Annotated in this window: 16 protein-coding genes; 5 read left to right on the forward strand and 11 right to left on the reverse strand. The window is 67.7% G+C overall.

The window, feature by feature from the left end:
• Positions 1-8: 8 nt before the first annotated feature.
• The 3 genes from sorU to ADE01S_RS12945 all read right to left on the reverse strand — a co-directional run bounded on the left by sorU (position 9) and on the right by ADE01S_RS12945 (position 2,813).
• Positions 9-383, reverse strand: coding sequence for a SorU family sulfite dehydrogenase c-type cytochrome subunit (gene sorU, locus ADE01S_RS12935; RefSeq protein ID WP_062682102.1), 375 nt, complete (start codon positions 381-383; stop codon positions 9-11).
• Positions 384-397: 14 nt separating this feature from the next.
• Positions 398-1,624 (reverse strand): SorT family sulfite dehydrogenase catalytic subunit, encoded by a 1,227-nt coding sequence (sorT, locus tag ADE01S_RS12940; RefSeq protein WP_062682103.1) that lies wholly within the window; start codon positions 1,622-1,624, stop codon positions 398-400.
• A 259-nt stretch (positions 1,625-1,883) separates the two neighbouring features.
• Positions 1,884-2,813 carry a SphA family protein gene (locus tag ADE01S_RS12945; protein WP_062682104.1) on the reverse strand — a complete coding sequence of 310 codons (930 nt, stop codon included), beginning with the start codon at positions 2,811-2,813 and terminating at the stop codon, positions 1,884-1,886.
• 320 nt (positions 2,814-3,133) lie between these two features.
• Here ADE01S_RS12945 and fdx point away from each other — a divergent pair, with 320 nt between their 5' ends.
• Both fdx and ADE01S_RS12955 read left to right on the forward strand, forming a co-directional pair.
• Entirely contained in the window at positions 3,134-3,472 is a 339-nt protein-coding gene (fdx, locus tag ADE01S_RS12950) for an ISC system 2Fe-2S type ferredoxin (RefSeq protein ID WP_062682191.1), read from the forward strand.
• Between the two features lie 116 nt (positions 3,473-3,588).
• On the forward strand, positions 3,589-3,783 hold the full coding sequence (locus tag ADE01S_RS12955; RefSeq protein WP_062682105.1) for a heavy-metal-associated domain-containing protein: 195 nt from the start codon (positions 3,589-3,591) through the stop codon (positions 3,781-3,783).
• A 49-nt stretch (positions 3,784-3,832) separates the two neighbouring features.
• Here the strand turns inward: ADE01S_RS12955 and ADE01S_RS12960 are convergent, their stop codons facing one another.
• Both ADE01S_RS12960 and ADE01S_RS12965 read right to left on the reverse strand, forming a co-directional pair.
• The gene (locus ADE01S_RS12960) at positions 3,833-5,056 is read right to left on the reverse strand and encodes an MFS transporter (protein ID WP_062682106.1); all 1,224 of its coding nucleotides are present in this window, start codon (positions 5,054-5,056) and stop codon (positions 3,833-3,835) included.
• 190 nt (positions 5,057-5,246) lie between these two features.
• Positions 5,247-6,152: a LysR family transcriptional regulator gene (locus ADE01S_RS12965; RefSeq protein WP_062682107.1), complete on the reverse strand. Its 906-nt coding sequence runs from the start codon at positions 6,150-6,152 to the stop codon at positions 5,247-5,249.
• A gap of 120 nt (positions 6,153-6,272) precedes the next feature.
• On the opposite strand from ADE01S_RS12965, the gene ADE01S_RS12970 reads away from it, so the two are divergent.
• Both ADE01S_RS12970 and ADE01S_RS12975 read left to right on the forward strand, forming a co-directional pair.
• Complete coding sequence (locus ADE01S_RS12970) at positions 6,273-7,364, forward strand: succinylglutamate desuccinylase/aspartoacylase family protein (protein ID WP_062682108.1); 1,092 nt, start codon at positions 6,273-6,275, stop codon at positions 7,362-7,364.
• Between the two features lie 52 nt (positions 7,365-7,416).
• Positions 7,417-8,361: a pyridoxal-phosphate dependent enzyme gene (locus ADE01S_RS12975; RefSeq protein ID WP_062682109.1), complete on the forward strand. Its 945-nt coding sequence runs from the start codon at positions 7,417-7,419 to the stop codon at positions 8,359-8,361.
• 50 nt (positions 8,362-8,411) lie between these two features.
• Here ADE01S_RS12975 and ADE01S_RS12980 read toward each other — a convergent pair whose 3' ends face one another.
• Genes ADE01S_RS12980 through ADE01S_RS12995 form a run of 4 tightly spaced genes read right to left on the reverse strand, consistent with a single transcriptional unit; the run spans position 8,412 to position 13,085 of the window.
• The gene (locus ADE01S_RS12980) at positions 8,412-9,542 is read right to left on the reverse strand and encodes a CaiB/BaiF CoA transferase family protein (protein ID WP_075873317.1); all 1,131 of its coding nucleotides are present in this window, start codon (positions 9,540-9,542) and stop codon (positions 8,412-8,414) included.
• Positions 9,543-9,584: 42 nt separating this feature from the next.
• A complete protein-coding gene (locus tag ADE01S_RS12985; RefSeq protein WP_062682111.1) occupies positions 9,585-10,781 on the reverse strand; it encodes a thiolase family protein in 1,197 nt (398 codons plus the stop codon).
• Between the two features lie 45 nt (positions 10,782-10,826).
• The gene (locus tag ADE01S_RS12990; protein ID WP_062682112.1) at positions 10,827-11,897 is read right to left on the reverse strand and encodes an acyl-CoA dehydrogenase family protein; all 1,071 of its coding nucleotides are present in this window, start codon (positions 11,895-11,897) and stop codon (positions 10,827-10,829) included.
• 27 nt (positions 11,898-11,924) lie between these two features.
• Complete coding sequence (locus ADE01S_RS12995) at positions 11,925-13,085, reverse strand: acyl-CoA dehydrogenase family protein (protein WP_087881395.1); 1,161 nt, start codon at positions 13,083-13,085, stop codon at positions 11,925-11,927.
• Positions 13,086-13,286: 201 nt separating this feature from the next.
• Here ADE01S_RS12995 and ADE01S_RS13000 point away from each other — a divergent pair, with 201 nt between their 5' ends.
• A complete protein-coding gene (locus tag ADE01S_RS13000) occupies positions 13,287-14,204 on the forward strand; it encodes a LysR family transcriptional regulator (RefSeq protein ID WP_062682114.1) in 918 nt (305 codons plus the stop codon).
• A gap of 17 nt (positions 14,205-14,221) precedes the next feature.
• Here ADE01S_RS13000 and ADE01S_RS13005 read toward each other — a convergent pair whose 3' ends face one another.
• Together ADE01S_RS13005 and ADE01S_RS13010 are read right to left on the reverse strand one after the other, a co-directional pair.
• Positions 14,222-15,193: a Bug family tripartite tricarboxylate transporter substrate binding protein gene (locus tag ADE01S_RS13005; protein WP_062682115.1), complete on the reverse strand. Its 972-nt coding sequence runs from the start codon at positions 15,191-15,193 to the stop codon at positions 14,222-14,224.
• Positions 15,194-15,257: 64 nt separating this feature from the next.
• Positions 15,258-16,241, reverse strand: coding sequence for a tripartite tricarboxylate transporter substrate binding protein (locus tag ADE01S_RS13010; RefSeq protein ID WP_062682116.1), 984 nt, complete (start codon positions 16,239-16,241; stop codon positions 15,258-15,260).
• Positions 16,242-16,280 lie beyond the last annotated feature (39 nt).

A 16,280-nucleotide genomic window follows, 5' to 3' on the forward strand; every position in this document is an offset into this window, starting at 1 on the left:
CGCCGCCGTTACTGCGCGCCCCCGGTGACGCCGGATACGTATTTCGCCAAGGCCTGAACGTCGGCATCGCTCAGGGCATCGAAGGCCGGCATGACCCCGATGCCGTTGCGCACGGCCTGGGTCACCCGATTGGCGTCCGGCTTCAGTTCATCCAGGTTTGGGCCGATCGTGCCCGCCGCGCCGGCGTCGGCCAAGGTGTGGCATACGGCACAGGCCGGCGTCGTGGCTTTCAGGAATAGCGCGCGGCCAGCCTCCGCGTCGCCCGGTTCCGCTGCCCAGGCCAGGCCGCCGGCCAGGAAGAGCGGCCCCGCGGCCGCGGCGGACAATAGCCGCCGCCCGGTCGGGCGGCGGCGCGCAACCAGCCATAACCACGGACTTCGCATCGGCACCGCCCTCACTAGGACACGTTGACCGTCAACGCGTGATCGCGCCAACTGCTGTTGACATAGCCATCCACGTTTTCGACGCGCATTTCCACCTGCACGCGGCCTTCCGTGTCTTCGACCCGGCTCATCAACATGTGCTGGCCCGCGGACAATTCGACCGGCAGCGCGAACTGGCGCCAGGCGTACTTGCCCAGGTCCGGCCCGATGAGCGCCGCCTGCTTCCAGGTCTTGCCGCCGTCGATGGACACGTCCACCCGCTTGACCGCATGCATGCCGCCGAAAGCCACACCGCGCACCACGGCGCGTCCGGCTTTGACGGCCCGGCCATCCGACCCCGGCGTGGTGATCCACGACTTGGGCTCCATGCCCCAGACCGAAGGATTGTCGGGGCCAGGCTTGGAGCCCATGGGCGCCATGCGATAGCTGGTCTGCTGGATCTTCGCGGGGCTTTGTTCGGCGGTGAAGGCCAGCCGCTTGATGTACTTGACGTTGTTCACGCCGGTGTAGCCCGGCACGATCAGCCGCAGCGGGCCGCCATGGGCGAGCGACAAGGGCTCGTTGTTCATTTCCCAGGCCAGCAGGGCGTCCTGCATGGCCTCGCGCGGCACCGAGCGTTCCACCGCCAGGGTCTTGGGGTCCAGGCCTTCGGGCAGCGTTTCCCCGCCCGTGCCCGTCATGTAGCCGGGCGCGCCCTCCACGCCGCCCAGGTATTCGACCAGGGTGCGCACGGGAATGCCCGTCCACATGACGCAGCCCGCCGCGCCGACCTCCCAGGGCGTGCCGCTGGGCTTGTGCGGAAAGAACTTGCGGCCATTGCCCGAGCATTGCAACACCGTGGCCAGCGTCTCCACGCCCAGCGTCTTGAGCTCGCCCACGGTCAGGGTGCGCGGCTGTTTGACACCCAGTATTTCCACCGTCCAGGCGTCGCGGTCGTCCAGGATGGACGGGTTGGGCGGCGGCAGGTTGTTGCGGACGTAGAGCTGGCGCGAGGGCGTGATGACGCCGTCGCCAAAGGCGCTGCGCCGGGTTTCGATGGTGTTGGGGGTGTGAACGATGACGCTGTCGGCGTCTTTCCAGGCCGCGTACGGCGGCAAGGGCTTGGCGGCCGCGGCGGCCGGTTTGGCCGGGGCGTCGCTGGCGCGCGCGATCCCCGAGGCGCCCAGGCCAGCCGCAGCCAGGGCGCCAGCGCTGCCTGCCAACAGGCGGCGCCGCGCGGGATTGTGGGGGGTTGTCTCCATGGCATGCCTCTCTTTGGTGGCCGCACGTTTGCGCAGCGAACGCGGCGCTGTGCTTATCTTGGCCCGCCTGGAAGCGGGCTTCTGCATCATCGGCAATGCGCCTCTTTATGTCAACAGGTTCTAAAGAACGATGGATTCAGGGTCTTTTCGGATATAAAAAATCGGGATATCGCTCTACCCTGCCCTGTTCGACCGATGCGCCCTAACGGTTCCAGGCCGCCCCCATCCGCCGGTGCCGGCAAAGGGAAATGCGCCAGGCTCAAAAGGTGTAGAGATATCGCAGCGTCAACTGCGTGCCTTCGGCACGGTTTCGGGCCCCGCTCTCCACGTAGAGGTTCGCAAAGAACGTTTGCCGGCCATTGCGGTACATGGCGCCCGGCCCCAGGCCGGTGACTCGTTCCCGTGATCCGGACTGGCGACGGCCGTCGATGCGATCGTCCGTGGTCTGGGCCAGGTAATAGCCGGCAAGCCCGACCCGCCAGGCGTCGTCCAGGGCATAGGAGAGCGAGTAATTGGCATGAAACGCCTGGCCGGGTTGGACGTCGTCGGCCCCGAGCGCGCTGGACGGGCGGCTGTTGCGGCTGGACCAGGCGTAGTGCACGCGGCCGCTGAATTCCAGGCGATTGCTGAGTTCCCAGGTAAAGGCGTAGTGCGGGTTGAACACCCAGGCATTGCTGCCCACGTTGATCGACGCGTCGTCGTCGTAGTCTCCCGTCGGCAGGCTGAAGACGAAATTCAATCGCTGCCAGAACGGGCGGCCGAGCAACTGCACGGGCTCCCACTGCAGCAGCAGCGGGCTGACGATCATATCGCCCTGCCGCGTTCTCGTGCCCCGCGGGCCGTTGTCGATATCGAGATCCAGCCGAACCAGCGGCAGCAGCACTTCGGCGCCGTAGTACGCGCCCAGTATCCTGGTGTTGCCGATATAGGCGAAATGCGGAAGCACGCTGACGCTGTTGATCCGCTGACGGCCGCTCACCGCGTGCCTCCCGGCATCCTTGATCTCATTGGCGTGGTTGACCTGGAGCGGCAGCTCGAACAGTTTTCCCGGTCCGGCGACGCCATCCATGAAACTAGTGTTTCCCAGGCCTAGCGGCGGCAACGCCACCGCGTCGGCAACCGCCTCGTTGTTGAGGGTCAGCGCGGCCAGGAGAACGGCCGCGAAAGCAAGCGAGGAATCTCTACGCATACCGCAAAAGCTTCAATCGAGGTTCGGCGCTCGCGATGCAAATGGCCAGCCGCGAGCGCGTCCAATGCGGCGGCGACGCCGCGAGTCCGAGCGGCAAGTTAGAGGATAGGCCGGGCGCTGGGTAGTCTCGCCAATACGTTTCAGCGTTCCACCCGAGGAACAATTCGCTGGCCGGGTGCCCGGCGCCGACGTTCCGCGCAGTGTTGCGGTGTCGCATGAGGACGCTTGGCGCGCTTGACCTTCCCACGATGGAAAGCCCCAGGCTTTGGTTCATGCCGGGCAACGCCCCGCGCCTTTGCATCGATAGCCTGGAACACGATATGCCCAAGATCACCCTGCTTCCCCACGCCGACCTGGCGCCCGAAGGCGCCGTGCTGGAGGTTGCGGCCGGCACCTCCATCAGCGAGGCCCTGCTGCAAAACGGCATCGAAATCGAGCATGCCTGCGACATGAGCTGCGCGTGCACGACCTGCCACTGCATCGTGCGCCAGGGCTACGAATCGCTCAATGAGGTCGCCGAGAGCGAGGACGACCTGCTCGACCGCGCCTGGGGCCTGGAAGCCCAATCGCGCCTGGGCTGCCAGGCCATCGTGGCGGACGAAGACCTCACCGTCGAAATTCCCCGGTACACGGTCAACCACGCCAAGGAGAACCACTAAGGGCGGGCCTGCGGCCGCCCTCCGCCAGACGGCGCGGCCGAAGCCTGGAAACCGCTTGACCTTCCCACCGTAGCAAGGATCAGACTGAAAACAGTCCCACACGAAAGGAGTGTTCCATGCAGTTCCATCTCGATGGCATGACCTGCGGCGGCTGCGCGCGCAAAGTGACCAAGGCGGTGCAGGCTGTCGATCCCGACGCCATTGTGGTCACCGATCCGCCCACCCGGCTGGTGCTGGTGCAGACCTCGGCGTCGCGAGACCAGATCGCCGCGGCCCTGAGCGAAGCCGGCTACCCGCCGCGGGCGCAGTGACGTCGCAACGCGGCCGATTCCGATGCGGAAACGGCCGCGCCTCCCGGCCTCAGGCCCGCTTCATGGCGCGCGACGCCGTCGCGGCCAGCACTGCGACCGCCAGGGCCAGCGGCACGAAGGACACCCACAGCACCGTGTTCCAGTCGTAGGCGGCCAACAGCCCGCCGGAGGCAAACGAGCCCACCGCCATCGTGCCGAAGACGACGAAGTCGTTGAGCGACTGCACCCGGGTCTTCTCTTCCGGACGATGGCATTCCAGCACCAGCGCGGAAGCGCCCACGAAGCCGAAGTTCCAGCCGATGCCGAGCAGGATCAGCGTGAGCCAGAAGTTGGCGACGTCGATGCCCGTGAGGCCGACCGCGGCCGACAGCCCGGTCAGCAGCAGGCCGGCCGCCACGATGCGGCCCGCGCCGAACCGCACGATCAGCCGGCCGGTAAAGAAGCTGGGCGCGTACATGGCGATGACGTGCCACTGCAGGCCGAGATTGGCGTTCTCCTGGGAATGGCCGCAAAGATGCATGGCCAGGGGAGCCGCCGTCATGAGGAAGTTCATCAGCATGTAGGAGACCGCCCCGCAGATGACGGCGGTGACGAACAGGGGCTGGCGCGCGATGACCGCCAGCGGGCGCCCTTTCGCCACCTCGGCCGCCGTCGGCGCCGGCAGGCGCACCCCCAGCAGGACGTACGCCGACAGCGCCGCGACCACCGCCTGCACGAGGAAGGTGGCGGCGAACATATGCGGCTGCCACAGGTACATGGTGTGCGTCACCAGCTGCGGCCCCACCACGCCCGCCACGACGCCCCCGCCCATCACGAAGGACAGGGCGCGCGGCCGCAACGCGGGCGAGACCCCGTCGGCCGCCGCGAACCGGAACGACAGCACCACGGCCGCATACGCGCCGCCGAAGAAGGTGGCAAGGCAGAAGAGCCAGAACGAACTCGACACGATGGCCGCTGCCGCCAGCAACCCCACCAGCACCCCGCAGGCCGTGCCGGCCAGGAACGCGGCCCGCCTGCCATGGCGGCGGGCGATGGCGCCGACGGGCATGATGCAGGCGGCCATGCCCACCACGAAAATGGAGATGGGCAGCGTAGCCAGCGCCTTGTCCGGTGCCAGCATGTCTCCGACGATCGCGCCGGTGGCGTAGACCACCACCGAGTTCGCGCCGGCCAGCGCCTGGGCGATGGTCAGCCTGGCGATGTTGCCGCGCTGTTCGCGTGGGGAGAGTTCTTGGGGAGGACTGCTGGGTGCTGCGGCTGCGGCGGAGGACAAGGCATACCTCGGTAATAAGTAAATAAATCCTGGTTATAAGCCGATACGATACCGCGTCGGACCGCAGCTGGTGAAACGCCGCCCGCTTCCAGGACGGCAGGCGGGCCGCCCGCTGACGGGCGGCCGCGGCTCAACGCCTTGCAGGACGGGCTGTCCGACGAGGCCGCGGCATCGGCGAACAGCCTGCGCCTCAGCCGGGCCTGGGTGGATTGGCGCTCTGCCAGATCCGCAGGAAATGGGCGGACAGGGGATCGTGGCGCTGGGCCAGCCCGACGAGCTCCAGCGTAAAAGGAATGTCCAGGTCGACGGCCGGCCTGAACGCCACCTGGGCGGCCCATTGCCTCTGGAACGACAAAGGCGCGATGGCGTAGCCCAGGCCGGCGGCGACCATCCCCGCCATCGTCAGGCTGTCGGTCACGGACACCTTGCATTGCGCGGGGCGGGCACCCGCGGCCGCGCAAGCCTGGACCATCTTGTCGTAATGGACGGGCGACCGCTCCCGGGGAAACACCAGCAGCGGCTTTCCCGCCAGGTCCCGCAGCCACAACGGCTTTTTCCGGCGTGCCTGCGGCCAATCCGCGGGCAGCGCCAGCGCCATGCGGTCGTCGAAGATCGGCACCCCGGCGAACGCGGCATCCAGCGGCGAACGCCAGGCCAGGATGCCCAGGTCCAGTTCATGGCGATGCAGCTGGTCGAGCTGCTCGGCCGAATGCATGGCCTCGATTCGGACTTCCACCGCGGGCGAAGCTTCGTGCAGCTTCAGGATGGCGGCGGCCAGTTGTGGAATACCGCTATAGCCCGGCATGACGCCGATGCGCAGCGTGCCCGCCAGGCCGCGCGAGGCGACGCGCACCTGTTCGCCGACGGCGTTCGCCCGGCCCAGGATATCCAGGGCACGCTCCCGGAGCGCCTCCCCGGGACGCGTGGGCGCCACGCCGCGCGGCAGCCGGGTGAACAGCGTCACGCCCAGCTCCGCCTCCAGCGCGGCGATCTGCCGCGACAACGCGGGCTGCGCGATATGCAGGGCCCGGGCGGCCTGCGCGATGCTGCCGGCATCGCAGACACCCAGGAAATACCGTAGCTGCTTGAGTTCCAAGGCACGCTCCACGCCGCTTTTCTATACTTCAAAAGTATATCCAGTATCCCCCGGCAGTATTTGTGCCCCCTCTGATTGCGCTCTAGCATTCTCCATGAAATATCACCGGGAGAATGCGATATGAACCAGGCCGCCACGAAAGACAGCCGCCAGTCCGCGCTCAAATCTATATCCTCCGGGCATATCCCCGCCCGCAACGCGGAACGGCGGACCTATTTCACGTCCATCGATCTCGACCGGCCCGGCAAACAGGACGGATTCGTCTACTTCCCGCACTCCCCTCACGACGACGCCTGGGGAACCATCCGCGTTCCGCTGGCCGTGATCGCCAATGGCGAGGGGCCCACCATCCTGCTCGAAGGCGGGAACCACGGCGACGAGTACGAAGGCCCTATCGTGCTGGGCGAACTGATCCGCTCGCTGGACCCACGACACGTCCGCGGACGATTGATCATCATCCCCGCCATCAACGCGCCGGCGGTCGACGCGGGCACGCGCACCTCGCCCATCGATGGCAAGAACATGAACCGGGTGTTCCCCGGCGATCACGCGGGCACCATTACCGAGCAGATCGCCGCCTTCGTCAACGACGAGCTCCTGGCCCGCGCCGACGGCTTGCTGAGCCTGCACTCCGGCGGCTCGTCCCTGAACATCGTGCCCAGCACCATCGTCATCCCCTGTCCCGACGGACCGCAGTTCCGGCGCTGCCTGGACGCGGCGCACGCCTTCGGCGCGCCCATGTGCGTGGTCATGGACAACCTGGGAGACCGGCGCCTGTGCGTAACCGCCGCGATGGCGGCCGGACTGACCTGCGTCAGCACGGAAATGGCGGGCGGCGGCGGCGTCACGCCCGCGGCGCTGGACCTCTGCCGGCAGGGCGCGCTGCGGGTGCTGCGCCTGTGGGGCGTCCTGGACGGCAACGCGCCGCCCGCCACGTCCGAGCGGCCGCCCTACTTCGAAATGCGCGGCGCCCAGGCCTACGTGATCGCCTCCGAGCACGGCATCTTCGAGCCCCGCGCCGCGGCGGGCGCGCGGGTCGAGCGCGGCGAGGTCGCCGGCCGCATCCATTTCCTCACCGCCCCCGGCAAAGAGCCGGTCACGCTCCATTTCGAGGAGCCCGGCATCGTCTATTCCACCCGGCAGTACGGCATCGTCCGTCCCGGAAATACCTGCGCCGTCGTGGCCAGCCCGCAAAGCGGGCACTTCGTCTGAAGGCCCCGGCGCGCAATGAACCCCCGCCTTCCGGCATCCAAGGAATTCCCCCATGTCTTTGCACGTGATCACTCCCACCATCCGCTCGACCGCGCTCTCGCAGCGCGCGGGCCTGGATGTGTTCCTCAAGCTCGAAAACGTCCAGCCCTGCGGCTCCTTCAAGCTGCGCGGCGTGGGCCACGCGTGCAGCGCGTTGCACGCGCAAGGCGCCCGGCGGTTCGTCTCATCGTCCGGCGGCAACGCCGGCTATGCCGTGGCCTATGCCGGCAGGCAGCTGGGCGTTCCAGTGACGGTGGTGGTGCCTGAAACCACGTCCGAAAAGGCCAAGGTCCTCATCCAGAGCGAAGGCGCGCAAGTCGTCGTGCATGGCGGTTCCTGGCAGGATGCCAACGCGCATGCGCAGGCGCTGCTTGACGCCGCATCGGCTTTCATCCATCCCTTCGACCATCCTCTGCTTTGGGAAGGCCATGCTTCCATGATCGACGAGCTCGCCACCCAATGCGCCAAGCCCGACGTGATCGTCTGCTCGGTGGGCGGCGGCGGGCTGCTGGCGGGCGTGGGGGAAGGATTGCTGCGCAACGGCTGGGGCGACGTCGGCATCCTGGCCATGGAAACCGAAGGAACCGCCTCGTATGCCGCGGCGTTGGCGCGGGGCGCCCCGGTCGAGCTTCCCGCCGTCTCCGGCGTGGCGACGTCGCTGGGCGCGCGCAGGGTGTGCGAACGCGCCGTCGGCCTGGCGCGCGAGCTGGAGGTCAGGAGCCTCGTGCTATCGGACGCAGCGGCGGTGGAAGGCTGCGCCGACCTCCTGGATGCGCACCGGCTGCTGACGGAACCCGCTTGCGGCGCTTCCATCGCGGGCCTGGACGGCGTGCGCCGCCATTTCCCGGACGCCCGCAGCGCCGTGGTGATCGTGTGCGGCGGGGTGGGGGTGACGGCGGAACAGCTCCAGACTTGGAGAAAGCCGGCGTCCGGACAGGGCCGGCCCGGCGCTGCGTGAAGGCCCGGCATTCCAAGGCCTGCGGCACGCCATCGTCGATGCGCTTGCCTTCAATACGCCACGCCGAGCGAAACCAGTTCCTCGGGATCCAGCCAATCCTTCAATGCCTCGGCATCCGGCGGCTGCGGCGCCGTGGGCGTCGCATTGGGCGTACGGCTGAAACGCGGCGCCGGGGCGGGCTGCGTAATGCCGTCTATCTCCAGCAGCGTCGCGCGCGCCTTGACCTGAGGATGCCCGGCCGCGTCGCGCAGCGTGTGCACCGGCGCCACGCACACGTCCAGCCGAGCCAGCCCTTCGCACCATTCGTCCCGGGCGTGGCGGGCAAACGCCGCGCGCAGCACCGTTCGCAGACGAGGCCAGGTGCTCCTGTCCTGGTGGTCTCCCAATTCCCGTATGGCGTCGTCGTCAAGACCGAGTTGCCGCAGCAGCAGTTCATGGAAGCGGCGTTCAATCGGACCGACCGAGAGCCACTGGCCGTCCGCGCATTGGTACACGTCGTAGAACGGCGCGCCGGAATCCAGGATGTTGGTGCCCCGCTCCGGCTGCCACGTTCCTGAAGCGGCCAGGCCGAAGAACGCCGTCGCCATCGAGGCCACCCCGTCCATCACGGCGGCATCCACCACCTGGCCTTGTCCGGACTGGCGAGCCTCGATGATTGCAGCCAGTATGCCCAATGCAAGATACGGGCCGCCGCCGCCAAAATCGCCTACCAGCGCAAGCGGCGGCGTCGGCGGCTGGCCCGCTCGGCCGATGGCGTCCAGCACCCCGGTGACGGCGATATAGTTGATGTCATGGCCGGCCACGTGGGCGAGCGGCCCATCCTGGCCCCAGCCGGTAATGCGGCCGTAGACCAGACGGGGATTCTCCGCCAGGCAAGCTTGCGGCCCAAGGCCCAGCCGCTCCGTCACGCCCGGGCGGAATCCCTCGATCAGCGCATCGGCCTTGCGCAACAGCCGAAGCACCAGGGCAACGGCGCGCGGATCCTTCAGGTCCAGCGCAATGGCGCGCCGGTTGCGCAGCAGCAGGTTGTATTTCAGCTCCCGCTTCACCCCCAGGTCGGCCGGCTCCTTGCGTTCGATCCGCAGGACGGTCGCCCCCATGTCCGCCAGCAGCATGGCCGCCATCGGCCCCGGGCCGATTCCCGCCAGTTCAATGATCCTGATTCCTGCCAAAGGTCCCATGCGTACCTCTCCCCATGTGATGCCGGACGGCGCGCCGCCAGGTCAAGGCAGCTCGATGGCGATAGCCGTGGCTTCGCCTCCGCCCAGGCACAGACTGGCCACGCCGCGCCGCAGGCCCCTACGCTCCAGCGAATGCAGCAATGTCACGATAATGCGCGCGCCGGTGGCGCCCACCGGGTGCCCGAGCGCGCAGGCGCCGCCTTCGACGTTGACCCGCTCGGCCGGCAGGCCGAGGTCGCGCAGCGCGATCATCGGAACGACCGCGAACGCCTCGTTGATCTCGAAAAGATCGACCGAGTCGCGGCTCCAGCCGACGCGATCGAGCAAGCGCGCGATCGCGTGCACCGGCGCCACCGGAAACTGCCCCGGCGCCAATGCCGCCGCGGCATGGCCGACGATACGCGCCCGCGGCGTCAGCCCCGATACTTCCGCGTGCCGCTGCCTCGTCAGCACCAGCGCGGCGGCGCCGTCCGATATCGAAGAGGCGTTCCCGGCCGTGACCGTGCCGTCAGGCGTGAATGCAGGCTTCAAGCCGCCCAGCCGCGACACGTCGCACAGGCCCGGCGTCTCGTCGTCCGCAACGAGCGCCGCGGCCTCCACGCCACGGCGCGCCCTTGCCGCGATGGGCGCGATCTCGGCCGCGAAGTGCCCTGCCGCGACGCTGTGCTGGGCGCGCAGGACGCTCTGCTCGGCGTAGGCATCCTGCTGAGCCCGGCTGAAGCCGTGTTCGCGCGCGGCCAGGTCCGCGTAATGTCCCATCAGATGCCCTTCGTAGGCATCCTGCAGGCCATCGCGATACATGTGGTCGAGCAACTGCCCGTCGCCAAGGCGATACCCCTGGCGCGCCTTGGGGATCAGGTGCGGCGCATTGCTCATCGACTCCATGCCCCCAGCCAGCACGACGTCGGCCGATCCGGCGCAAAGAATATCGTGCGCCAGGATTGCCGCCTTCATGCCGGAACCGCACATCTTGCTCAGCGTCGTGGCCTGCACCGAGGTTGGCAACCCCGCGCCTAGCACCGCCTGACGCGCCGGCGCCTGCCCCAGGCCCGCAAACAGGCAGCAGCCCACCAGCGCTTCCTCGACGGCATCGGGCGCCAAACCCGCCTGGCGGACGGCGGAGGCCAGCGCATGAGCGCCGAGCTGGGGCGCAGTGTAGTGCGACAGCGCGCCCTGGAAAGCGCCGATGGGCGTGCGCTGCGCGCCGACGATGACGACGGGATCTGAACGGGTTGACATGATTTGATGCCTCGGATTCAAACGTGTTCAAGGAATGGGTTGTCTCTATGCCGAAAGGCTCGGCGTGGCCAGACCGGCGTCGGCGGGCGCCACGGCCATGATGCCCCGCACGAAATCCAGCATCGTCTGGCTGGCTCCGGTCAGCAGCCGATGGCCGATCAGGCCGGCGCAGTCGTCCTCGCTCATGCCGGTCGCGCGCCATTCGTGCAGCCGGGTGGTGTAAAGCCCCAAAGCCAATTCTTCGGTGATCCCGATTGCGCCGTGAATCGCGTGCGCGATGGCGCAAACCACGGGAATGGCTTCGCAGGCCCGCAATCTCGCGCTAGCCGCGAGCGAGGCGTCGGGGAACACGGCGCCGCTGGCGCAGGCCAGGCGCGCCGCCATGACGGTGGACGCCACCTGCTCGGCGACCACGCTGATTTCCTGCTGAATCGCCTGGAACCGTCCCAGCGCCCGGCCGAATTGCTGACGCTCGCCAACGAAGGAAATGCAGCGATCGAGCACCGCCTGCATCGCCCCGGCAATCCCGGCCGCATCGGCGACGTTGCGCCAGGCCAGGACGGCCCCGTCCGGCAAGGCGACGCGGCCGACGATCGGCGGCGATGCCGTCCATACGGGCGTGGCGCTGGCGCGCGGCCGAAAAATGCCGGGATCGGACGCCGCTGGCGCGGCCACCAGCAACAGGCAATCATCGCGATGGACCAGCACGCTGCGCGCCAGGCCGGCCCCAGGCGTCGGGGTGACGCGCAGTCCGTCCGGCCCGGACTGCGCGCGGGCCAGGGCAATGGGGCCTTCAGGCACGGCCTGGCCCGCCGCCCGCAACAAGGCGCGCGCCAGCATGGTGTCGGCAAACGGATAGGGCAAGGCCGAAGCCCCGGCCGCCCGCAGCAGCCCTTCGACGTCCGCCAAGGACAATCCGGCTCCCCCTTGATCCATCGGCGTCAAGGCGTCGGTATACCCCAGCGCGTCGATCTCCTGCCAAGTGCGTGCGAGGCCGCCGTTCGCTTCCCGCCCCGCGCCGGCGGCTTCGATCTCGCGGACGCGCTCCAACGGACACAAGCCGGCCAGCGCGCGCGAGAATTCGTCATACAGGTCTTGCTGGATGGATTGCGACATGTGCTTCCCTTGTCGTGTCGATACGTCTTAGCGCAGGCCGAGTTCGCGCGCGATGATGCCGCGCAGGATGTGGCGGGTTCCCCCGCGCAATGAAAAAGTCGGGTTGATGAGCGTCAGGTAAGCCAGCGTGCGCGCCAGCGCCTCGTCTGGCGCCGGGCCCGTGCCGGCCCGCAAGGCCCGGCCTATCCATTCGGGCACGGCCTGTTCGAACTCCGTGCCCAGGTCTTTCACCAATACGGCCGCCAGGCTGGCGTCGGCGCCGTCGTTCAGGCGTTGAGTCACCGCCAGCGACATTCCTCGGAGCACCGCCAGACGCCCGGCCAGCCGCCCCGCCAATCGGATTTGTTCCGGATCCGGCGTGCCCGCCCGACGCAAATGGGCGAGCCAGCCGTCTATCAGCACCATGCTGGAATAGATGCGCTCCGGGCCGCTGCGCTCCAGCGCCAGTTCCGCCGTGACCTGCTGCCAGCCGCTGCCCTCCTCGCCGATCAACGCGTCCGGCGGCAGCAGGACGTTGTCGAACAGCACCTCGCAGAAGTGGGAATCTCCTGAAATGTCCCGGATCGGGCGGATCTCGATGCCGGGCAGGGAAAGGTCGAAGATCACTTGCGAGAGCCCGCGGTGGCGGTCTTCCGGCCCTCCGGACGTTCGCACCAGGGCGCACATGTAATGAGAGCGATGGGCGTTGGTGGTCCAGATCTTGCGCCCGTTCAACCGCCAGCCTCCGGCATCGGGCGTGGCGCGCGTGCGCACGCTGGCCAGATCGGAGCCGGTATCGGGCTCGCTCATGCCGATCGCAAAAAAGGCCTCGCCGCGAATGATGCGCGGCAGATAGAAGTCACGCTGCGCCTGCGAGCCATAGCGCAGAATCAAGGGCGCGGTCTGACGGTCGGCGATCCAATGCGCCGAGACCGGGGCGCCGGCCGCGAGCAGTTCCTCGCTCAGGACAAAGCGGGCGAAATTGCTGCGCGCCGCGCCGCCATAAGCGGCCGGCAGCGTCAGCCCCAGCCACCCTTGCCGCGCCAGCGCGCGGCTGAAGTCCGCGTCGTATCCCATCCAGGAGCGCGCGCGGAGGTCGGCGGGCATGTCCTTCAGCGCGTCGCGCAAGAAGGCGCGCACGGACGAGCGCAAGGCCTCGTCCTGCGCGGGAATCGCGGCGAGCCGCAGTGCGTCATTGATAGCGCCCAATCTGATCCCCCGGAGCGTGTCGCGGCACGGCGCCTGCACACACGCTCCCATGTTCGAAAAATGCCGTGAAACCCTGATTCGCGCGGTATGCGCGGGCTTCATGGCAATCTACACGGGGGGCCGCGACCCGGTCTAATATTAGATGTGGACCGGGCAATACATCACAAATATCGCGAGCCCGGCGCATCAAGGGAGACACCCGTGGAGCTACGCCAGCTCAAGCAGCTGTTGGTCTTGTCCGAAACGCTCAATTTCCATCGCGCCGCCGAACGGCTGCATATGGCGCAACCGCCGCTATCGACCGCCATCAAGAAGCTGGAACAGGAACTCGGCGTGCAACTCTTCGATCGGCTGCCCGGCGGCCTGCAGCCGACGCCCGCGGCCCAGGTAGTGTTGCGATATGCGCGCACCACGCTGTTCTATGCCGAAGAGATCCGGCGCGCGGCAAGGGAGGGAGCCAGTGGAGAACAAGGCGTGCTGAAGGTTGGCTTCGTGGGCTCTTCCACGTATTCGCTGATGCCGCGGCTGCTGTCCGAATTCAGAAGGGACTTCCCGCGAGTCGACCTGATCATCGAGGAATCCACCACCATCGATCTGCTGCGCCGCCTGGACACGCATACGCTGGACGTCGCGCTGGTGCGGTTCCCGGTGCTTGAGCCCACCGCGGCCCGTATCACCTTGCTGCAGCCGGACCACCTGATGCTTGCCGTTCCGGCCGACAGCCGCCATGCCCAACGCGACGACGTCGCGCTGAGCGACCTGGCGGACGAACCTTTCATCGGTTATTCACGCACGCATGTCCCCGGCATGCACGCGCTGGTCATGTATGCCTTCCAGCAGGCGGGCGTCGTTCCGCGCGTCGCCCAGGAAGCCATCCAGGTGCAGACCATCCTGAGCCTGGTCGAGAGCGGGCTTGGCGTGGCGATCGTACCGGCGGTGGCCCGCCGGCAGGCCGGCGACAACGTACGCCTGGTCAGGGTTTCCCAACTGGCCGATACGATCAAAGTGGGTATCGCCCTGGCCGTGCACCCGGACAATGCCACCCCTACCACCGCCAATTTCGTCGAGATGGCCTGCCGCCTGATGCGGACCGACACCGCCTCCACGGATGAGGCGTAAAACGCGCTGGGGGCTCCCTATTCCTGCTGGATATTGGCAAGCTTGGCGATGCGTCGCATGGATTCGAGCTCGTCCTTCTGGAACGTGGCCAGCGTGTCGGGGCCGCCTACAAAGGACTCTCCGCCGAGTTTTTCCATGAAGGCCCGCCCTTCGTCGCTGCGCACCAGCGCCTGCACGGCTTCGGAGACACGCGCGACGATGGCCGGATCGACCTTCGCGGGAAAGAATGCAGCCGTCCAGGCATAGGCCTCGTACCCCTTGTTGCCGCTCTCCTGCATCGTGGGCACGTCCGGCAGATCCTTGATGCGCTGCGCGCTGGTCACGGCAAGCGGCCTCAACTTTCCGCCACGGATCAGCGGCAATGCCGCGCTGACGTCGGCGAGGCTGTACTGCACTACGCCGCCCGCCAGATCTGCCAGCGCCGCCGACGTGCCTTTGTAGGGCACGTGCGTGGCCTTGATCCCATTCTGCTCATGGAACAGCTCCAGCACCACCTGGTAGGTAGCGGTTCCGCTCGCGAAATTCAATTTCCCTGGCGCCTCCTTGGCGGCCGACACCAACTCGGCGACGTTCCGGTAAGGCGAATTCGCGGGCACCACCAGCACCATGGGAAACCGGGCGATAGGCGCAACCGGAGAGAAATCCGCGATTGCATCGTACGGAAGACTCTTGAAGACGGCGGCATTCGTCGTCATGGGAGAATTGCTGGCCACGAACATGGTGTAGCCGTCGGGCGCGGCGGTCGCCACCGCCTGGGCCGCGATGAAACTGTTGGCTCCCGGCCGGTTCTCGACGATGAACGGTTGCCCGAACTTTTCCGCCAGGTGCTTGGACAGGAATCGCGCCGTCGTATCGGCGCCGCTTCCGGGCGGCAGCGATACGATGATCTTCACGGGATGAGAGGGATAGTCGGCCGCGGCGCGGGCATTTCCACCCAGCGCCAGCGCCGCGCCCAGCAATCCCGTCATGGCCAAGGTCTTGATATTCATGCTTGTCTCCACAAGGCTTTTCCATTGATCGCCATGGCGCGTCGGGCCATGGGCTTTCCCGTATTCATTCGGGTTGTATGCCCGCCATTCTTACCGCATCTCCCCACCGCCGGACCTCCTGTCCCAGGTACGCCTGGAACTCCGCCGGCGACGAGCTGCGCAGGTCGACTCCCTGGGCAGTGAAGGGCCCCGCGATGGCCGGATCCCGCACCGCCGCGGTCAGCGCCTGGTTCAATCGCTGGATCACGGGCTGCGGCGTGGCTGCCGGCGCCAACACGCCTTGCCAGGTACTCATCGTAAGGTCCGCCAAGCCGGCTTCACGCAGCGTCGGCACCTGCGGCAGCGCGGCCGAACGCTCCGCGCCGGTCACGGCCAGGGCCCTCACCCTCCCGTCGCGAATATAGGGCAGCGCCGAGCTTATCGCGTCCACCATGAACTGCACCTGGCCACCCAACATCGCCACCATGGCCGGATTGGTCCCCTTGAACGGAATGCCGACGGCGCGCGTACCCGTAGCGTGCAGGAACAATGCGACGCTCAAGTGCGTAATGTTGCCGACGCCGCCCGTCCCATAGCTGAGCGCGTCGGGTCGCGCCTTGAGGTAGGCGATGAACTCCCGGGTATCCGTGGGCGGCAATGCGTTGGCCGTCATCAGTACCAGCGGAATCGAGGCCGTCAATCCCACCGGAGCGAAATCGCGCACGGGGTCGTAGGGCAGCTGGCGGTACAGCGCCGGGCTGATGGCCAATCCCGACGAGTGGTACAGCAGTGTGTATCCGTCCGGCCGCGCGCGGGCCACGGTCTCCCCGGCAATGTTGCCGCTGGCTCCGGTCTTGTTCTCGACGATCACGGGCTGGCCCAATTGACGCGCCACATGCTGCGCCACGGCCCGGGCCAACACGTCGGTCGGACCGCCCGCGGCGTACGGCAGGATCAGCCGTATCGGCTGGGCCGGCCAAGCCGCCGTGTCGGCCAGCGCGGTGCGCGCCAGCGGCAGTGCAGCCAGTGCGCCCAAAGCGGCCACCAGCCTTCTTCTCGTTGTCTGCATGGGTCTCCTCCTTGCGTCGCCTCGTTCTGGGTTGCGCGT

The sequence above is a fragment of the Achromobacter denitrificans NBRC 15125 genome (assembly GCF_001571365.1).
GTDB lineage: Bacteria > Pseudomonadota > Gammaproteobacteria > Burkholderiales > Burkholderiaceae_B > Achromobacter > Achromobacter denitrificans.

Bases quoted from the DNA above. Each gene is read 5' to 3' on its own strand.
- sorU (WP_062682102.1), bottom strand. From the start codon at position 383: ATGCGAAGTCCGTGGTTATGGCTGGTTGCGCGCCGCCGCCCGACCGGG.
- sorT (WP_062682103.1), bottom strand. From the start codon at position 1,624: ATGGAGACAACCCCCCACAATCCCGCGCGGCGCCGCCTGTTGGCAGGC.
- ADE01S_RS12945 (WP_062682104.1), bottom strand. From the start codon at position 2,813: ATGCGTAGAGATTCCTCGCTTGCTTTCGCGGCCGTTCTCCTGGCCGCG.
- fdx (WP_062682191.1), top strand. From the start codon at position 3,134: ATGCCCAAGATCACCCTGCTTCCCCACGCCGACCTGGCGCCCGAAGGC.
- ADE01S_RS12955 (WP_062682105.1), top strand. From the start codon at position 3,589: ATGCAGTTCCATCTCGATGGCATGACCTGCGGCGGCTGCGCGCGCAAA.
- ADE01S_RS12970 (WP_062682108.1), top strand. From the start codon at position 6,273: ATGAACCAGGCCGCCACGAAAGACAGCCGCCAGTCCGCGCTCAAATCT.
- ADE01S_RS12975 (WP_062682109.1), top strand. From the start codon at position 7,417: ATGTCTTTGCACGTGATCACTCCCACCATCCGCTCGACCGCGCTCTCG.
- ADE01S_RS12980 (WP_075873317.1), bottom strand. From the start codon at position 9,542: ATGGGACCTTTGGCAGGAATCAGGATCATTGAACTGGCGGGAATCGGC.
- ADE01S_RS12985 (WP_062682111.1), bottom strand. From the start codon at position 10,781: ATGTCAACCCGTTCAGATCCCGTCGTCATCGTCGGCGCGCAGCGCACG.
- ADE01S_RS12990 (WP_062682112.1), bottom strand. From the start codon at position 11,897: ATGTCGCAATCCATCCAGCAAGACCTGTATGACGAATTCTCGCGCGCG.
- ADE01S_RS13005 (WP_062682115.1), bottom strand. From the start codon at position 15,193: ATGAATATCAAGACCTTGGCCATGACGGGATTGCTGGGCGCGGCGCTG.
- ADE01S_RS13010 (WP_062682116.1), bottom strand. From the start codon at position 16,241: ATGCAGACAACGAGAAGAAGGCTGGTGGCCGCTTTGGGCGCACTGGCT.